Annotated in this window: 17 protein-coding genes and 1 pseudogene; 6 read left to right on the forward strand and 12 right to left on the reverse strand. The window is 56.3% G+C overall.

Annotated elements, in window-relative coordinates:
- Positions 1–7 precede the first annotated feature (7 nt).
- Together ribF and OHJ17_RS26480 are read right to left on the reverse strand one after the other, a co-directional pair.
- Positions 8–946: a bifunctional riboflavin kinase/FAD synthetase gene (ribF, locus tag OHJ17_RS21530; RefSeq protein ID WP_002887969.1), complete on the reverse strand. Its 939-nt coding sequence runs from the start codon at positions 944–946 to the stop codon at positions 8–10.
- A 7-nt stretch (positions 947–953) separates the two neighbouring features.
- A pseudogene (locus OHJ17_RS26480) lies at positions 954–1159 on the reverse strand (DUF2575 domain-containing protein); the annotation flags it as partial.
- Between the two features lie 116 nt (positions 1160–1275).
- Here OHJ17_RS26480 and rpsT point away from each other — a divergent pair.
- The gene (gene rpsT, locus OHJ17_RS21535; RefSeq protein WP_002887965.1) at positions 1276–1539 is read left to right on the forward strand and encodes a 30S ribosomal protein S20; all 264 of its coding nucleotides are present in this window, start codon (positions 1276–1278) and stop codon (positions 1537–1539) included.
- 119 nt (positions 1540–1658) lie between these two features.
- Here rpsT and nhaR read toward each other — a convergent pair whose 3' ends face one another.
- From nhaR to dnaK, 4 genes are all read right to left on the reverse strand, one after another.
- Positions 1659–2555: a transcriptional activator NhaR gene (gene nhaR, locus OHJ17_RS21540; protein WP_002887961.1), complete on the reverse strand. Its 897-nt coding sequence runs from the start codon at positions 2553–2555 to the stop codon at positions 1659–1661.
- Between the two features lie 54 nt (positions 2556–2609).
- Complete coding sequence (gene nhaA / locus OHJ17_RS21545; protein WP_032433829.1) at positions 2610–3785, reverse strand: Na+/H+ antiporter NhaA; 1176 nt, start codon at positions 3783–3785, stop codon at positions 2610–2612.
- A 177-nt stretch (positions 3786–3962) separates the two neighbouring features.
- Positions 3963–5096 carry a molecular chaperone DnaJ gene (gene dnaJ, locus OHJ17_RS21550; RefSeq protein WP_002887955.1) on the reverse strand — a complete coding sequence of 378 codons (1134 nt, stop codon included), beginning with the start codon at positions 5094–5096 and terminating at the stop codon, positions 3963–3965.
- A gap of 87 nt (positions 5097–5183) precedes the next feature.
- Positions 5184–7100: a molecular chaperone DnaK gene (dnaK, locus tag OHJ17_RS21555; protein ID WP_004146997.1), complete on the reverse strand. Its 1917-nt coding sequence runs from the start codon at positions 7098–7100 to the stop codon at positions 5184–5186.
- Positions 7101–7485: 385 nt separating this feature from the next.
- Between dnaK and OHJ17_RS21560 the strand changes: the two genes are divergently transcribed.
- From OHJ17_RS21560 to satP, 3 genes are all read left to right on the forward strand, one after another.
- Positions 7486–7890: a DUF2541 family protein gene (locus OHJ17_RS21560; RefSeq protein WP_002887909.1), complete on the forward strand. Its 405-nt coding sequence runs from the start codon at positions 7486–7488 to the stop codon at positions 7888–7890.
- Between the two features lie 27 nt (positions 7891–7917).
- Complete coding sequence (gene msyB, locus OHJ17_RS21565; protein WP_023282157.1) at positions 7918–8667, forward strand: acidic protein MsyB; 750 nt, start codon at positions 7918–7920, stop codon at positions 8665–8667.
- A gap of 88 nt (positions 8668–8755) precedes the next feature.
- Positions 8756–9322, forward strand: a complete 567-nt coding sequence (gene satP, locus OHJ17_RS21570) for an acetate uptake transporter (protein ID WP_011977632.1) — start codon at positions 8756–8758, stop codon at positions 9320–9322.
- A 62-nt stretch (positions 9323–9384) separates the two neighbouring features.
- On the opposite strand, the gene OHJ17_RS21575 is transcribed toward satP, so the two are convergent.
- The 3 genes from OHJ17_RS21575 to tal form a co-directional block, all read right to left on the reverse strand.
- Entirely contained in the window at positions 9385–10689 is a 1305-nt protein-coding gene (locus OHJ17_RS21575; RefSeq protein ID WP_004146012.1) for an MFS transporter, read from the reverse strand.
- 119 nt (positions 10690–10808) lie between these two features.
- A complete protein-coding gene (gene mog / locus OHJ17_RS21580; protein WP_002887898.1) occupies positions 10809–11396 on the reverse strand; it encodes a molybdopterin adenylyltransferase in 588 nt (195 codons plus the stop codon).
- 99 nt (positions 11397–11495) lie between these two features.
- Positions 11496–12449, reverse strand: coding sequence for a transaldolase (gene tal, locus OHJ17_RS21585; protein WP_023312646.1), 954 nt, complete (start codon positions 12447–12449; stop codon positions 11496–11498).
- Between the two features lie 202 nt (positions 12450–12651).
- Here tal and OHJ17_RS21590 point away from each other — a divergent pair, with 202 nt between their 5' ends.
- Entirely contained in the window at positions 12652–14082 is a 1431-nt protein-coding gene (locus OHJ17_RS21590) for an alanine/glycine:cation symporter family protein (RefSeq protein ID WP_002887871.1), read from the forward strand.
- A 77-nt stretch (positions 14083–14159) separates the two neighbouring features.
- On the forward strand, positions 14160–14933 hold the full coding sequence (gene yaaA, locus OHJ17_RS21595) for a peroxide stress protein YaaA (protein WP_016946255.1): 774 nt from the start codon (positions 14160–14162) through the stop codon (positions 14931–14933).
- A 68-nt stretch (positions 14934–15001) separates the two neighbouring features.
- On the opposite strand, the gene OHJ17_RS21600 is transcribed toward yaaA, so the two are convergent.
- From OHJ17_RS21600 to thrB, 3 genes are all read right to left on the reverse strand, one after another.
- A complete protein-coding gene (locus tag OHJ17_RS21600) occupies positions 15002–15379 on the reverse strand; it encodes a hypothetical protein (protein ID WP_032433828.1) in 378 nt (125 codons plus the stop codon).
- A gap of 315 nt (positions 15380–15694) precedes the next feature.
- On the reverse strand, positions 15695–16975 hold the full coding sequence (gene thrC, locus OHJ17_RS21605; RefSeq protein WP_032433826.1) for a threonine synthase: 1281 nt from the start codon (positions 16973–16975) through the stop codon (positions 15695–15697).
- 3 nt (positions 16976–16978) lie between these two features.
- Positions 16979–17908, reverse strand: coding sequence for a homoserine kinase (gene thrB / locus OHJ17_RS21610; protein WP_032433825.1), 930 nt, complete (start codon positions 17906–17908; stop codon positions 16979–16981).
- Position 17909 lies beyond the last annotated feature (1 nt).

Here is a 17909-nt window from a genome sequence, read left to right on the forward strand (position 1 = left end):
CAGTGGCTCAGGCCTGGCTGGTCAGCCCAAATAATTCGCGGGCCGTTAACTCATCACGTGCGATTTGCGCCTTCAGCTCGTCCAGCGACGCAAACCGCTGCTCGTTACGTATCTTTTTACGCAGTATTACATTGATATGGCGACCGTAGAGGTCCATTACAACGTCCAACAGATGTACTTCGAGCTGCTGACGCACGCCCGCAACCGTTGGACGGGTGCCAATATTGGCGACGCCCGCTATCGGTTTGTCGCCCAGCCCTGTCACTTCTACCGCATAGACCCCTTTAACCGGGGAAACCTGACGACGCAGCGGTAAGTTCGCCGTCGGAAAACCTATGGTTCGGCCTAGTTCATCACCATGCACGACGCGTCCGGAGATGCTAAACGGATGGCCGAGCAGCGTCTCCGCCAGCAGGAGATCGTCATCGGCCAGCGCCTGGCGTACCGCCGTGCTGCTGATTCGCACCCCGCCTTCGCAGAAGGTTTGGGTACTGGTGACGTCGAAACCATATTCCGCCCCCGCCTTTTGTAATAACAAGAAATCCCCCTGGCGACCAGCGCCAAAGCGGAAATCGTCACCAACGGCGAGGAACTGCACGCCCAGGCGACGCACCAGCAGTTCACTGATAAAATCCTGCGCGGTTAGCGCGGCGAACCGGCGGTCAAAGCGAACGCACAATACATAGTCAACCCCGCTTTCAGCCAGATAGCCCAGCTTTTCACGCAGGCGGGTCAATCGCGCCGGGGCTTTATCAGCGGCAAAGAGCTCCAGCGGCTGGGGTTCAAAAATCATCACCACGACCGGTAAACCGCGCTGGCGGCCCTCTTCGCGCAACCGCTGCAGCAGCGCCTGATGCCCACGATGCACGCCGTCGAAATTACCAATGGTCAGCACGCACCCGTGCGGGGCCTGACTGAGATTATGTATGCCGCGTATCAGCTTCATGTCTGGCTCAAAACAGTGAAAATCGTCCGAGTATACCTTGTACAACTGTCAACGTTAACCAGCGATTGCACCTCGGCAACGAAAGTTCTCAGGAATTCATTCACTCAGCGCGAGAAAGCGGGAAAACTGGCCGCGCCCGGCGATTTTTATGGTGGAAAAGCTGTATTCGCCTGCAACAAGCTGGTAGAATCTTGCGCCATCACTACGTAATGAAGCGCTGTGGTGTTAAACGGCGCTTATTTGCACAAATCCATTGACAAAAGAAGGCTAAACGGGCATATTCCTCGGCCTTTGAATTGTCCATATAGAACACATTTGGGAGTTGGACCTTGGCTAATATCAAATCAGCTAAGAAGCGCGCCGTTCAGTCTGAAAAGGCTCGCAAGCACAACGCAAGCCGTCGCTCTATGATGCGTACTTTCATCAAGAAAGTATACGCAGCTATCGAAGCTGGCGACAAAGCTGCTGCACAGAAAGCATTTAACGAAATGCAACCGATCGTGGACCGTCAGGCTGCTAAAGGTCTGATCCACAAAAACAAAGCTGCGCGTCATAAAGCAAACCTGACTGCACAGATCAACAAACTGGCTTAATCGCCTGCTTGCTGAACTTTGTTAAAGAAACCCGCGAAAGCGGGTTTTTTTATGCCTATCATCTTCCCCCGGTAGCGCACGCTGGCGCGATCTGAGCCACGCCAGCCCACGCCTTCCGGCTATCGGGGTTCGGTGAACAGCGACGAATAATCGCGATTACAGATACGCTGTACCGCCGGGTGCTGAATCATTCGTTCAGCGAAAATAGCGTGATACTCCTCCATCACGCTATCCATACGGCCAATTTCGACAATCGATTCATCATGGTAGAAATCATGCGCGTAGAGCGTCGGCGCGACAAATATCGCATTATGTGCGGCGCCGAAGGCTTTCATGAGCGCCGCGTCGTCAAACTCGCCGAGGATCTCCACCTTCAGGCCCTGCACGTTAATCCAGTTCAGCAGCTTACGTCCCAGCATCGATCGCCGGCCGGGGATCAGCAGCCGCCGCTCTTCGAGGCAGGCCGGGAACGGCTTCGTCGGCGCCGGATTCATGCACCAGAAGCTGACGCTGCACTCGCCAATCTTCACCGAAAATAGCCCTTCCTGCTGCGTCGAGTCGATCGGGCAGTCAGAGATAATCATGTCGAGCTTATGCTGGCTCAGCTGCTCCAGCAGCAGCTCATGAGTGGATTCAAAACAGCGCAGATGAATCTGCTCGCTCTCTACGACGGCGGCATCCAGCACGCCGCTGACCAGCCGTTTCGAGAGCGCATCGGCCACGCCGACGTCAAACAGCAGGTTCGACTCTTTGCGATAGTTGACGATGTCGAGCATCTCCTGGCTGAGGGTAAACATCCGGTCGGCATAGCGAAAAACCAGCTCCCCCAGCTCGCTCGGCTCAAGCCCCCTTCCCTTTCGCTTAAATAATTTCCCCTGCAGGCGCTCCTCCAGGGCTTTGATCTGCCCGGTAATGGTCTGCGGCGTCAGAAACAGCGCCTCCGCCGCGCCCACGACGGACCCTTCTTTATACACGTGCCAGAAGTAGTACAGATGATTGTAGTTAATATGTGACATGCTTCTCTCCCTGATAATGTCCAGGAGAGCCTGACGGGCTCTCCTGCAGAAAGGTTATACCGCGAGGCGAGTATCCGTCACGCGCTGACGCAGTATGAGGTAGCCGACGACCGCTGATAGCACTGAGCCGATCAGAATGCCAAGCTTGGCCCAGTTGATCAACGCGGGTTCCACGCTGCCAAAGGCCAGGGTGGCGATGAAAATCGACATCGTAAAGCCAATCCCGCACAGGATCCCCACCGCCATAATTTGCTTGCAGGTGGTTCCCTCCGGCAGCGAAGCCCACTTCAGCTTCAGGGCCAGCCAGCAGAACAGGCTAATCCCCAGCGGCTTACCGATAAACAGGCCAGCCATAATGCCCAGCGGCAGGAGCGACGTCAGCCCGGCAAGGGTGACCCCCTGCAGTGACACCCCCGCGTTCGCGAAGGCAAACAGCGGCAGGATCATAAACGCCACCCACGGGTGCAGGACATGCTCAAGCGCTTTGGCCGGCGACTTGCCATGCTTTTCCTCGAGCGGGATCATAAAGCCGACAATCACCCCGGCAAGGGTCGCGTGAACGCCAGACTTCAGCACCGCCGTCCACAGCACCGCGCCAACCAGAATATAGATCCCGGTACGCCGCACGCCGCTCAGATTCAGGGCCACCAGCACCGCGATCGCCGCCGCCGCCACGCCCAGCGAGAGCATGGACAGGTCGTGGGTATAAAACAGCGCGATAATCACGATAGCCCCGAGGTCATCAATAATCGCCAGCGCCATCAGGAAAATCTTCAGCGCCGTCGGGACCCGGCTACCTAACAGCGCCAGCACGCCGAGGGCAAAGGCAATATCCGTCGCCGCCGGGATCGCCCACCCTTCTCTGGCGACAGGATCCTGGGCGTTAAAGGCCAGGTAGACCAGGGCCGGGACGATCATGCCGCCCAGCGCGGCTATCACCGGGAAGACCGCCTGACGGCGGCTCGCCAGCGACCCCTGAATCAGCTCACGCTTGACCTCCAGGCCAATCAGCAAAAAGAACACCGCCATCAGGGCATCATTGATCCATAACAGCATGTTCTTGTTGATCTCCAGCGCGCCCACACGCAGCTGTACTGGCGTCTCAAGGAAGGAGTGATACAGACCGCTGGTCACGCTGGTATTGGCCATCACCATCGCCAGCGCGGCGGCGATAATTAAGACAATGCCGCCGGAAGCATCGCTACTAAAGAATCGTTGCAGATGTTTCACTTTTACTTTCATCCTGTTGGTGAATAACTCGATAAAAGCATAATACACACACTGATAACTCGAAAAAATCAGATTTAAGTTGCGCTAATATTCGCTTTTTACGAGTTAAAGGGGAGTTCTAAGGCGAAAAAAAGCCCGGGCAGCAAAGGCCCGGGCCGGATATCAACAAAGGCGGAATTAGCGGGTCAGGTCGTCGAAGAACTTCTTCACGCCGTCAAAGAAGCTTTTCGAACGCGGGCTGTTGTTTTCCCCGGTCGGACCGCCGAAGCTCTCCTGCAGCTCTTTCAGCAGCTGCTTCTGCTTCTCATTCAGCCCCACCGGCGTCTCCACCACTACGCGGCACAGCAGATCGCCCTGCGCGCCGCCGCGAACGGATTTCACGCCTTTTCCACGCATGCGGAACAGCTTGCCGGTCTGGGTTTCACCTGGAATTTTCAGGTTCACGCGGCCGTCGAGCGTTGGGACCTCGATCTCACCGCCCAGCGCCGCCATGGTGAAGTTGATCGGAACTTCGCAGTACAGGTTATTGCCTTCACGCTCAAAGATAGCGTGCTGCTTCACCTGAACCTGAACGTACAGATCGCCTGCCGGCGCGCCATGTTCGCCGGCCTCGCCTTCGCCCGCCAGACGGATCCGGTCACCGGTATCCACGCCCGCCGGAATTTTAACCGACAGGGTTTTGGTTTTTTCTACGCGGCCATGGCCATGACATTTATTGCACGGATCTTTAATTAGCGTACCGCGTCCCTGGCAGTGCGGACAGGTCTGCTGTACAGCAAAAAAGCCCTGGCGCATCTGCACCTGGCCCGCGCCATGACAGGTCGGACAGGTCTGCGGTTTGCTGCCGGCCTTGGCGCCGCTGCCGTGGCAGACGTCGCACTCTTCCAGCGTCGGAATACGGATCTCTTTAGTGACGCCGCGCACCGCTTCTTCCAGCGTCAGCTCCATGTTGTAACGGAGATCGGCGCCGCGTGCCGCGCGCTGACGACCACGCCCGCCGCCAAAGATATCGCCGAAAACATCGCCAAAGATATCGCTGAAGTCGGCACCGCCGCCAAAACCGCCGCCGCCGCCCATGCCGCCCTGTTCGAAGGCCGCGTGGCCGTACTGATCGTAGGCCGCACGCTTCTGGGCATCAGTCAGGATTTCATACGCTTCTTTGATTTCTTTAAATTTGGCTTCAGCCTCTTTATCACCCTGGTTGCGGTCCGGGTGATATTTCATGGCCAGGCGCTTATAAGCCTTTTTGATTTCACGCTCTTCCGCTGTTTTGGAAACGCCTAAAATCTCGTAGTAATCTTGCTTTGCCATCGGTGTTTTTCAGCCCCTTAACATGCGTGCACGGGCGGAGAGGAAACCTCTTCGCCCGTGCCAGTGTTTTACCCGTTCAAAGGGCGATTATTTTTTATCTTTCACTTCTTCGAACTCAGCGTCGACAACATCGTCGTCTTTCGCGTTGCTCGCCTGAGCGTCAGCGGAACCCGCCTGCTGCTGAGCGTGCTGCTGCTGAGCAATTTCCATCAGCTTCTGAGAAGCCTGCGCCAGCGCCTGCATTTTCGCTTCGATATCCGCTTTGTCTTCGCCTTTCAGAGAAGATTCCAGCGCGGTCAGCGCAGACTCAATGGCAGTTTTGTCGTCAGCCGGCAGTTTATCGCCTGCTTCTTCAACCTGCTTACGAGTGCTGTGCAGCAGATGGTCGCCCTGGTTGCGGGTCTGTACCAGCTCTTCGAACTTACGGTCAGATTCGGCGTTAGCTTCTGCTTCGCGAACCATTTTCTGAATTTCTTCTTCATTCAGACCGGAAGACGCTTTGATGGTGATCTTCTGCTCTTTACCGCTGTTTTTGTCTTTCGCGGAGACGTGCAGGATACCGTCAGCATCGATGTCGAAGGTCACTTCGATCTGCGGCATGCCGCGCGGCGCCGGGTTAATACCATCCAGGTTGAACTGACCCAGAGATTTGTTATCAGACGCGCGTTTACGCTCACCCTGCAGCACATGGATGGTTACCGCAGACTGGTTGTCTTCAGCGGTAGAGAACACCTGGCTGTGCTTGGTCGGGATGGTGGTGTTTTTGCTGATAAGCGCAGTCATCACGCCGCCCATGGTTTCGATACCCAGCGACAGCGGGGTTACGTCGAGCAGCAGAACGTCTTTCACATCGCCAGTCAGTACACCGCCCTGAACGGCAGCACCGATCGCCACGGCTTCATCCGGGTTAACGTCTTTACGCGGTTCTTTACCAAAGAACTCGGCCACTTTCTTCTGCACCATCGGCATACGAGTCTGACCACCAACGAGGATCACGTCGTTGATATCGGAAACGGACAGACCGGCATCCTGCAGAGCGACTTTCAGCGGCTCGATGGAACGGTTAACCAGGTCTTCTACCAGGCTTTCCAGTTTCGCGCGAGTCACTTTGATGTTCATGTGTTTCGGACCGGTCGCATCTGCAGTGATGTACGGCAGGTTAACGTCGGTCTGCTGAGCAGAAGACAGTTCAATCTTCGCTTTCTCAGCGGCTTCTTTCAGGCGCTGCATGGCCAGCGGGTCGTTGCGCAGGTCAATGCCCTGATCTTTCTTGAACTCATCAACGAGGTAGTTGATCAGACGAGTATCGAAGTCTTCGCCGCCCAGGTGGGTATCACCGTTGGTCGCCAGAACTTCAAAGGTTTTTTCGCCATCAACTTCGTCGATTTCGATAATCGAGATATCGAAAGTACCACCACCGAGGTCGTAAACCGCGATAGTACGGTTGCCCACTTCTTTATCCAGACCGTAAGCCAGCGCGGCCGCGGTTGGTTCGTTGATGATACGTTTGACTTCCAGACCGGCGATACGGCCGGCATCTTTTGTTGCCTGACGCTGCGCATCGTTGAAGTAAGCCGGTACGGTGATAACCGCTTCAGTTACCGGTTCACCCAGGTAATCTTCAGCCGTTTTCTTCATTTTCTTCAGCACTTCAGCAGAGATCTGCGGCGGTGCAGTTTTGGTGCCTTTCACATCCAGCCATGCGTCGCCATTGTCTGCGGCAACAATTTTGTATGGCATGATAGAAACGTCACGCTGAACTTCTTCGTCCTGGAAGCGGCGGCCAATCAGGCGTTTAATCGCAAACAGGGTGTTTTGCGGGTTTGTCACTGCCTGACGTTTAGCCGGCTGACCAACCAGAGTTTCACCATCCTGGGTATAGGCAATGATAGAAGGCGTGGTGCGATCGCCTTCGGCGTTCTCCAGCACGCGTGCAGTAGTGCCATCCATAATCGCTACACAAGAGTTGGTAGTACCCAGGTCGATACCAATAATTTTACCCATCTAAACGTCTCCACTAAAAATTCGATCAACATGTGGTTGTGAACCTGTAATAAGGGCGAAACGTGCGGTTTCAACTGCCCAGACATCATTTTTTTTCAGGTTCTTCACTGCGGTTGACTACAAGATGGGGTCGCCCACACCGGCATCAAGGGGCAAGCATAAAAATTTTTTGCCTCGGATTCGCACAGGGTTACGGATGACTTGCCGAACAAGGTTGTTGGATGGCAAAAACGACGGCGAAATATACATACAAAAAACGGATTAAAATAGGAAATACATTCATAATATCATTGACATAACCCGCAATACTTGCGCGCTAAAAGCCCCGTTTTCGCAGTGATAAACTTCCCCGCCATCGCACTTCGCTTATTCAGGGGACAAATTAATGAAATCGCTATACCGGCTTTCCGTAGGGCTTATCCTCGGCGTGTCATTTATCACCTCGGCGGCCGCTAACGACCATAAAATTCTCGGCGTGATAGCTATGCCGCGCAATGAAACCAACGACCTGACGCTGACGCTCCCCGTCTGCCGGGTAGTCAAACGCATTCAGCTCAGCGCCGACCGCGGCGATGTACAACTCTCCGGGGCGACGGTCTACTTTAAGGCCAGCCGCGGCGCCAGCCACACGCTGAACGTCCCCGCCGGGATCAAAGAGGGCAGCACCACCGGCTGGATCAACATCAATAGCGATAACGACAACAAACGTTGCGTGAAGAAAATCGCCTTCTCCGGCCACACGGTGCACTCCTCAGATATGGCATCACTGAAAATTATCGGCGATGACTAACGTCGCCCCTGCCCGAGAGAAAACGTTATGCATATTAATTACCTGGAGGATGACGATCTCGCCTTTCTGCCTGAGTGCAGCGAGGCGCATCTGGAAGCCTTTACCCGCATTCTGACCCACGGGGAAAATGGCAAACCCCGTCTCTCCAGCACGCTCCTGCGCAACGAGACATTTTTAGCGATGGAGGGGCACCCGGAGCGTTATCGCCGCAACTGGCAGCTAATCGCCGGTGAGCTACAGCATTTTGGCGGCGATAGCATCGCCAACACGCTGCGCCGCCATGGCAAATTTTATCGCGCGATCCTGCTGGATGTATGTAAACGACTGAAAGCGAAGGTCGACAAACAGCTGTCGACGCCGCAGATCGAGCAGCAGTTGCTGGCGCATTTTCTGCAGCACAGCTGGAATAAACTGAACGCGGAGCAAAAAGCGCACTTTCTAGCCGCGGTGGAGTGCCGGAGCCATGAGCTGGACAGCCTGATGGCTCATCTGCTGAGGCATCGCAAGCTAAGCGAAGGCGTCACTTTGTTGCTGGACGAACGCTTAACCGCCATCCTGCGCACGCACGCCGCGGTGAGCGTCATCGGTCATGGCCTGGTGCGCGGCGCCGGGCTGGGCGGACCGCTCGGCGCCGCGCTGAACAGCGTTAAAGCGGTGAGCGGCAGCGCCTACCGGGTCACCATCCCCGCGGTCCTGCATATTGCATGTTTACGGCAAATGCTCCAGCCGCCGTCAGACACCGCGGAAATTGGTGAAAAATACCCCGCCAGATCATAGACAGCCCTTCAGCGCCTCATTATTATGCCGCGCCCCGCCGCCAAGTCGCGGGGTAATGCTTCCCTTTTAATGATAATTTTGAGGAATTATGGGCAACACTAAGTTGGCTAATCCGGCACCGCTGGGCCTTATGGGCTTCGGCATGACCACTATTCTGCTTAACCTGGCGAATAGCGGCCTGTTCGCATTCGATGTAGCTATCCTGGCGATGGGCATTTTTTACGGCGGCATTGCGCAAATTTTTGCCGGCCTGCTGGAATACAAAAAAGGCAACACTTTTGGCTTAACCGCTTTTACCTCCTACGGCAGCTTCTGGCTGACGCTGGTGGCGATTCTTCTGATGCCGAAAATGGGCCTGGCAGACGCGCCAAACGCGCACTTCCTCGGTATGTACCTCGGCCTGTGGGGCGTCTTTACCCTGTTTATGTTCTTTGGCACCCTGAAGGCAGCCCGCATGCTGCAGTTTGTCTTCCTGAGCCTGACCGTACTGTTCGCGCTGCTGGCGATTGGCCATTTGGCCGATAACGAAGGCATTGTGAAGGTAGCCGGCTGGGTCGGCCTGGTTTGTGGCGCCAGCGCTATTTACCTGGCGATGGGTGAAGTGCTGAACGAACAGTTCGGCCGCACCGTGCTGCCGATCGGCGAACCGCGCTAATCTTCCGCCGCCGTCCGGTCACAGGGCGGCGGCAGGTCATTATCAGCATCAGCTAGCCATCGTTAACGCTGCAGCTCCCCTTCCGGCATCCCCGTCGGCGCCGTCAGCTCCTGACGCAGCCAGATACCTAATCCCAGCCCCATCAGCGACAGGGCCAGCACATACCAGGCCGGCGCCATCGGCGACACCCCCATCAGCATGGTGACCGCAATCGGCGTCAGGCCGCCAAAGATCGCGTACGACAGGTTGTAGGAGAAAGAGATGCCGGTGAAGCGTACTTCCGCCGGGAAGGCCCGCACCATCACATAGGGCACCGCCCCCACCACGCCGACGCACAGCCCCACCGTACCGTAGAGCAGAAACAGCCGCTGCGGGCTGGCGCCGGCAAGATGGTAAAATGCCCAGCTGGCAACCGCCAGCAGCAGGCTGCCGACGATAAAAGTGCGGCTGGCGCCGAAGCGGTCCGCCGCCAGCCCGGCGAGCAGACAGCCGATGCACAACATAATGGTGGCGATGCTGTTGGCCTGCAGGGTAATGGCCGGCGCAAAACCATAGTGCTTCTGCAGCCAGACCGGCGACATCAGGATCACCACCACCACGCCAGCCGACAGCAGCCAGGTCAGCAGCATAGAGATCACCACCGCCTTCTGGTGCTTGAGCGCCACCGCTTTTACCGGCAGCTCCTGCGCCAGCGCTTTGCGCTGCTGCATCTCAAGAAAAATCGGCGTCTCCTGCAGCCAGCGGCGCAGATACATCGCTATCAGACCAAATACGCCGCCCAGCAGGAAGGGGATCCGCCAGCCGCCGTCGTGGATCCCCTGCGGCGTCAGACTGGTATTGATAAGCGTGGCCACCACCGACCCCAGCAGAATGCCAACCGTCAGGCCGGCCGTCAGCGTGCCGCAGGCGATACCAATGCGTTTTTCCGGGACATGCTCAGCGACAAACACCCAGGCGCCTGGAACTTCACCGCCGATCGCCGCTCCCTGCAGAATACGCATCAGCAGCAATAGCAGCGGGGCGATGATACCTACCGAGCTATAGGTCGGTAGCAGACCGATCGCCAGGGTTGGCAGCGCCATCAGCAGGATGCTGAGGGTGAACATTTTCTTGCGCCCCACCAGATCGCCAAAGTGGGCCATGATGATGCCCCCCAGCGGACGCGCCAGGTAACCGGCGGCGAAAATGCCAAAAGTTTGCACCTGGCGCAGCCATTCGGGAATATCCGCAGGGAAGAAGAGCTCGCCGACGACGGCGGCGAAGAAAACGAAAATGATAAAGTCATAAAACTCCAGCGCGCCGCCCAGGGCGGCCAGCGTCAGCGTTTTATAATCCTGGCGGTTGAGCGGTCGGTTTGCATATGACATAACGCAATTTCATCCTGAGGTGTGCAGCGTGTTTTATAGTGTGTAAAGTAAAAATCACTATATCGTAAATAAAACGGCACACCATTAGCGATGCAGGTTATATCAAAAATGCATCAAATTCAGGATAAAGTTTCGCGTCTGGCGCTCTTGGGACGAAAAGCTTCTACTACACGGCCATCGGTTTCCACATAAGGCCCTTCAAGCAACTGTACACAATAAGGTACACTTGCGAAAATACCGTGCACCAGCACGTTGCCGTCAGCATCTTTCACCCCTTCCAGAGTCTCCTGAATTGCTTTCGGTTGCCCGGGAAGGTTGAGGATCAGCGCCTGCTTGCGGATCACACCGACCTGCCGGGAAAGGATAGCCGTCGGCACAAAGTGTAGGCTAACCTGGCGCATTTGCTCGCCGAAGCCCGGCATCTCGCGATCGGCGATCGCCAGCGTTGCGTCGGGCGTCACATCGCGACGCGCAGGGCCGGTTCCGCCGGTGGTCAGCACCAGATGGCACCCCATTTCGTCAACCAGTTCGCACAGCGTTTGCTCAATGATGGCCTGCTCATCCGGAATCAGACGGGTTTGCAGCTCGAAAGGGGTGGTCAGGGCGCGTGCCAGCCACTCTTCCAGTGCCGGGATGCCTTTGTCCTGATAGACGCCGCTGGAGGCGCGATCGGAAATGGAAACTAAGCCGATTCGTAAGGTATTCATGGTTATTCCGTTCAAACTGTGGCGTTAAACGAAATGATACACTGCCGGAGGCGGGACAGACAGTGTAATGTGGCCGACGGGCGTCGGCCACCTGCGCGATTACAGCAGTTCGTCGATCATTTTTTCCAGTTTTTCCTGGTCGATCGCAAACTTACGGATACCTTCCGCCAGTTTGTCTACCGCCATCGGATCCTGGTTATGCTGCCACAGGAACTCAGATTCGGTAATACGCTCCGGACGCGCTTTCACTTCACCGGTATATACCAGCTTACGCTCAACGGCGCCTTCGCTTTCGGACAGCTCTTTCAGCAGCGCCGGGGCGATGGTCAGGCGGTCACAGCCAGCCAGTTCCAGAATTTCGCCAACGTTACGGAAGCTTGCGCCCATCACGACGGTTTCATAGCCGTGCTGCTTGTAATACTCGTAGATTTCGCTGACGGAAATCACGCCCGGATCTTCTGCCGGTGCGTACTCTTTCTTGTCGGTGTTGGCTTTGTACCAGTCGAGGATACGGCCAACGAACGGCGAAATCAGGAAGACGCCCGCTTCGGCGCAAGCGCGAGCCTGAGCGAAGGAGAACAGCAGCGTCAGGTTACAGTTAATGCCTTCTTTTTCCAGCTGTTCAGCGGCGCGAATGCCCTGCCAGGTGGAGGCCAGTTTGATCAGAATGCGATCGTTGCTGATGCCCGCGTCGTTGTACAGCTTGATGATGCGCTTGGCTTTCGCGATAGACGCTTCGGTGTCATAGGAGAGACGAGCGTCCACTTCGGTGGAGATACGGCCCGGGATCAGTTTCAGAATTTCGAGACCGATGTTCACCGCCAGCTTATCGGAAGCATCGAGGATCTGCTGCGCGCGATCGCTGCTCTGGCTACGAGCCCAGGCGACAGCGTCGTCAATCAGCTTACGGTACTCAGGGATCTGAGCCGCGCCGAGAATCAGGGAAGGGTTAGTGGTGGCATCCTGAGGCTGATACAGCTTCATTGCCGCAATATCTCCGGTGTCAGCGACGACAGTGGTGTACTGACGCAGAGAAGTTAATTTATCCGTCATGATATATTTCTCTTAAACAGCAGTTAAGGGGATGTAACCGGTCTGCCCAGATGATAACACGCTGCCGGGTCAGCGCAACCGCCGACGAGAGAAGAGCGCAGAGTGTGATAAACTATGCAGATTAATTTGCTGAAAGCGAAAGGATTGTCACTTAATTGGTAACGCTTACACTGGCGTACCGGCATGGACAAGAGGATGTTTAATGCCTGATTTTCTCTCATTTATCAATGAAATACTCTGGGGCTCAGTGATGATTTATCTGCTACTGGGCGCCGGTATCTGGTTTAGCTGGCAAACCCGGGGTATTCAGTTTCGTTACGTGCGCAAATTCGGCCGCAGTCTAAAAAAAAGCCTGCACCCGCAGCCGGGTGGTTTAACGTCCTTTCAGGCGCTCTGTACCAGCCTTGCCGCCCGGGTCGGCAGCGGCAATCTTGCCGGGGTGACGCTGGCGATCGCCGCCGGTGGGCCCGGCGCCGTATTCTGGATGTGGGTTTCCGCCCTGCTCGGCATGGCCAGCAGCTTTGCTGAATGTTCCCTTGCTCAGCTGTATAAAGAACGCGATAGCCGCGGACAGTTTCGCGGCGGCCCGGCCTGGTATATGGCGCGCGGGCTCGGCATGCGTTGGATGGGCGTCCTGTTTTCGATCCTCCTCCTGCTGGCCTATGGTTTTATCTTCAATACCGTGCAGGCTAACTCCGTGGCCCATGCCTTGCGCTATGCGTTCGATCTGCCGGCGGCGGTCAGCGGCGGCGTGCTGGCCGTTGTCGTTTTGCTGGCGATCCTCCGTGGTTTACGCGGCGTGGCGCGTCTGATGCAATGGATCGTTCCCTTTATGGCGCTGTTGTGGATCGCCACCAGCCTGCTCATCGGCCTGTGGCACATCACCGCCCTGCCGACGATTTTCGCCACCATCTTTCGCTGCGCCTTCGGCTGGCAGGAGGCCGCCGCCGGCGCGGTGGGCTACACCATCAGCCAGGCGCTGACCAGCGGCTTCCAGCGCGGCATGTTCTCCAATGAAGCAGGGATGGGCTCTTCGCCTAACGCCGCCGCGGCCGCCGCCTCCTGGCCGCCGCACCCGGCGGCGCAGGGGATCGTGCAGATGATTGGCGTGTTTATCGATACTATCGTGATCTGTACCGCCAGCGCGATTATCGTCATGCTGGCGCCGCGGCCCGACAATGAATATACGCTCAACGGTATTCAGGACTTGCAACACGCGATGAGCGTGCTGGTCGGCGGCTGGGGAGCGGGTTTTATCGCCCTCATCGTGCTGCTGTTCGCCTTTAGCTCTATCGTAGCCAACTACGTGTACGCGGAAAATAATCTGGTCTTCCTGCGCCTGGATAAGCCACGCTATATCTGGGGGCTGCGAATACTCACCGTCCTGATGGTGCTGTTGGGGACCATGGTTAGCCTGCCTGTCGTCTGGCAGAGCGCGGATATCATCATGGCGCTGATGGCGATGACCAACCTGACGGCCATTCTGTTGCTCTCCCCGACGGTGCGGATTATCGCCAGCGATTATCTGCGTCAGCGGCGGCTGGGTATCCAGCCGACTTTCGATGCCACTCGTTACCCGGATATTGACCAACAGCTGGCCCCGGGCGCCTGGAATGAATTGCCGCGCGAATAGCGCGGCAATTGCAGCTATCGATCCCACCATGCACTTTTTTTGTTAAAATTCGTCGAAATTACCTGCAAGGACTGGATATGCTGATTCTGATTTCACCTGCTAAAACGCTCGATTATCAAAGCCCGCTGGCAACGACTCGCTATACCCAGCCCGAACTCCTCGAGTATTCTCAGCAGCTTATCGGCATCGCCCGTAAGCTGACCGCGCCGCAAATCGGCAAGCTGATGAGCATTAGCGACAAGCTGGCGGATCTAAACGCCACCCGCTTCCACGACTGGCACCCTGACTTTACGCCGCAAAATGCCCGCCAGGCGATCCTCGCCTTTAAAGGCGATGTCTACACTGGCCTGCAGGCAGAGACACTCACCGAGGACGACTTTGACTTCGCCCAGCGACACCTGCGCATGCTCTCCGGGCTGTATGGCGTGCTGCGCCCGTTAGACCTGATGCAGCCCTACCGCCTGGAGATGGGGATCCGTCTGGAAAATCCGCGCGGCAAAGATCTGTACCAGTTCTGGGGGGATACCATTACCGAGAAGCTGAATCAGGCGCTGCGCGACCAGGGCGACGATATCGTCATCAACCTGGCTTCCGATGAATATTTTAAATCGGTGAAAACGCCAAAATTGCAGGGTCAGCTGATCAAGCCGGTATTCCTCGATGAGAAGAACGGCAAATTCAAAGTGATCAGTTTTTATGCGAAGAAAGCCCGCGGCCTGATGAGTCGCTACATTATTGAAAACCGCTTAACCCAGCCGGAGCAGCTCAAAGCTTTTAATAGCGAAGGCTATTTCTTTGATGCGGATGCCTCAGAGAAAGGCGAACTGGTGTTTAAACGCCACGAGCAGTAACACGTTACGGTAATAAAAAAGGGGAGTCATTCCCCTTTTCAATATAATTAAGCAGATTATTACTTATTTTAACGCACCCAGTTTTCCACCACGCCTTTTTCATCGAAGAAAATCATCAGCGAGTTCGAATCTTTTTGGCTGGACTTATCGACCGCATCGGCAGCTTGCGATGCCCCGGTTACCGGGATCACGGAACCCGCGAGGCTGACCAGGTTGATCCCTTTATCTACTGAATAATACCAGCTCTCTTTACCCGACGCCGTCACCGTCGTATGACCAGAATCCGGGGCACCAAAATACTGACGAACCTCGGCCTTGGTGGTTTTTCCGACAATGAGATGTTGTTTCAGATAGGCTGGCGTTAATTTATCTTCATTACCGCCAATCGTTGTCCCGGAGCAGCCTGTTAAAGCGAACACCACCAAAAAAAGAGATAAAATACGCATGTTTCCTCCTTGAAAACCTTGTGCATTAACAATGCATCTATAACAAATGATATCTATAGCTGCTTCATAATAAAATCAGCAGCATAAATATAAGCAGCATGAAATAATAAATAAAAAAGATAATCCAGTGGAATTATCCGGCAAAGAGGACAATCCGTAAAAGAGTTTGCAATAAAAGCAGTGCGCTGACAATAAAATAGTGTGGGGAATTTTATGGAGAGAAATTTTGCTGATATGGAAAAAGTGCGTTAAATATAAAAACCGGGCAATAGCTGCCCGGTTTGGTCGATCATGTTGCCGATATTATTGCCTGGCTTAGCCCATCATCAGCTTACGCAGCGCGGCGAAATCCGCCGGCAGGTTGTGAGACAGCAGCGGCAGGTCGGCGCGGTCGGCCAGCTCCTTCGGCAGCGGCAGAGTCTCCTGCAGGATCTCCTCCACGCTCTCTTTGAACTTCGCCGGATGGGCGGTGCCGAGGAACAGGCCGTACTCTCCCGGCTGCAGCTGATCGCGCAGCGCGCGCCAGGCAATCGCCGCATGCGGTTCAGAGATGTAGCCGATGGCCTTCAGCTCGCGCATCGCTGCTTTGGTGGTCTCATCATCGACCGCGGCATAGCCCAGCTCGCTGAGACGCCAGATTTTACGGCGGAACAGCTCTTCAACGCGCGGCCAGTTGTTCGGCTGGCTGACGTCCATGGCGTTGGACAGCGTCGCCTGGGTGGCTTTTGGCGCCCACTCGCCGCCCTGCAGATAGCGCGGAACGGTGTCGTTGGCGTTGGTGGCGGCGATAAAGCGCTTGATCGGCAGCCCCAGCGACTTGGCCAGCAGACCGGCGGTCAGATCGCCGAAGTTGCCGCTCGGCACGGAAATCACCAGCTGATTGCGGGCTTCCTGCGGCAGCTGCGCCGCCGCTTCGAAATAGTAACAGATCTGCGCCAGAAGGCGGCTGATGTTGATGGAGTTAGCCGAGTTGAGACCCAGCGTCGCCTTCAGCTCTTCATCGTCAAACGCCTGCTTCACCAGCGCCTGGCAGGCATCAAAGTCGCCATCAATCGCCACGGTTTCAATATTGCCGCCGAGGGTACAGAACAGCTTCTCCTGCAGCGGACTGATCTTGCCGCGCGGATAGAGGATCACTACCTTGACGTTCGGCAGGCTGTAGAAAGCATGCGCCACCGCCGCCCCGGTGTCGCCAGAGGTCGCGGTGAGGATGGTGACCGGCTTATCGCCTGCGATGTGGGTCAGCATCTGCGCCATAAAGCGGCCGCCGAAATCCTTGAACGCCAGCGTAGGGCCATGGAACAGCTCCAGACAGCCGACATCTTCCTGAACCTTGCTTACCGGCGCCGGAAACGCAAACGCCGCGCGCACCCGCTGCTGCAGGACATCCTGCGGGATCTCATCGCCGATAAAGGCGGATAAAATTTTGGCGCTACGGGTGACAAAGTCCTGCGCCAGCATGTCGTCAATTTCAGTCAGGCTGAATTCCGGCAGATCGTGCGGAAAGAACAGGCCCTGATGCTTGCCAAGTCCCTGGGTGACGGCCTGCGCAAAGCTGACCTGCTCGTTATGATCTTTTAAGTTATACAGTTTCATTGGTTATCCCACTACGCGTGCGCCCGCCGTGTCCAGCCGGCAAATATGAACAAAGCCTTCCTGATTCTGCAGATAGTGCGCGCCAAGCCAGTCGGCGACGCGCTGTGCGGTATCCGGTTTATCACACAACGCGAACAGCGTTGGGCCAGAGCCGGAGATGCCGCAAGCCTGGGCGCCCATCTCCATGGCCGCCTGACGCGCTTCGCTAAAGCCCGGCAGCAGTTTGGTTCGGTACGGTTCGGCAATCACATCTTTCATCAATTTTGCCGCCAGCTGCGGCTGGCGGGTGTAGCAGGCGTGAATAAAGCCCGCGAGGTGGCGACCATGGGCGATACAATCCTGGCGGCGATACTGCGCCGGCAGAATCGCCCGCGCTTCAGCAGTAGAGACTTTAATCCCCGGATAGGCCAGCACCCACAGCCACTCATCAAACCCGGGCACCTGCTGACTGATAATCCCATTCTCTTCGATCATCAACTGCATGCCGCCAAGATAGCACGGCGCCACGTTGTCGTAGTGAATGCTGCCGGAGATACGCCCTTCCATCTCTCCCATCAGCGCCAGCATGCGCGTCTCGTTCAGCGGCTTGCCGCAGAACTCGTTCATGGCCACCAGCGCAGCGACCACCGAGCAGGCGCTGGAACCCAGCCCGGAGCCAATCGGCATGTTTTTTTCCAGCGTCATCGCCACCGGCACCGTCTTGCCGATCTCCCGGCAAAAGCTTTCCCAGCACTGGTAAACAATGTTCTCCTGCTGCGCCGTCGGCAGTTTGCTGGCGAAGCGTCCAAGATTCTGCAGGCTAAATTGCTCCGCCGCTTCGACAGTGACGTTGTCGCCAAGCAGCGTGCCATCGACCGGCGTGACCGCCGCGCCCAACACATCAAACCCGACGCTCATATTGGCACTGGAAGCCGGGGCATATACTTTGACCATC

The sequence above is a fragment of the Klebsiella sp. KP20-425-1 genome, assembly GCF_025813515.1.
In the GTDB taxonomy this organism is placed as follows: Bacteria; Pseudomonadota; Gammaproteobacteria; order Enterobacterales; family Enterobacteriaceae; genus Klebsiella; species Klebsiella pneumoniae.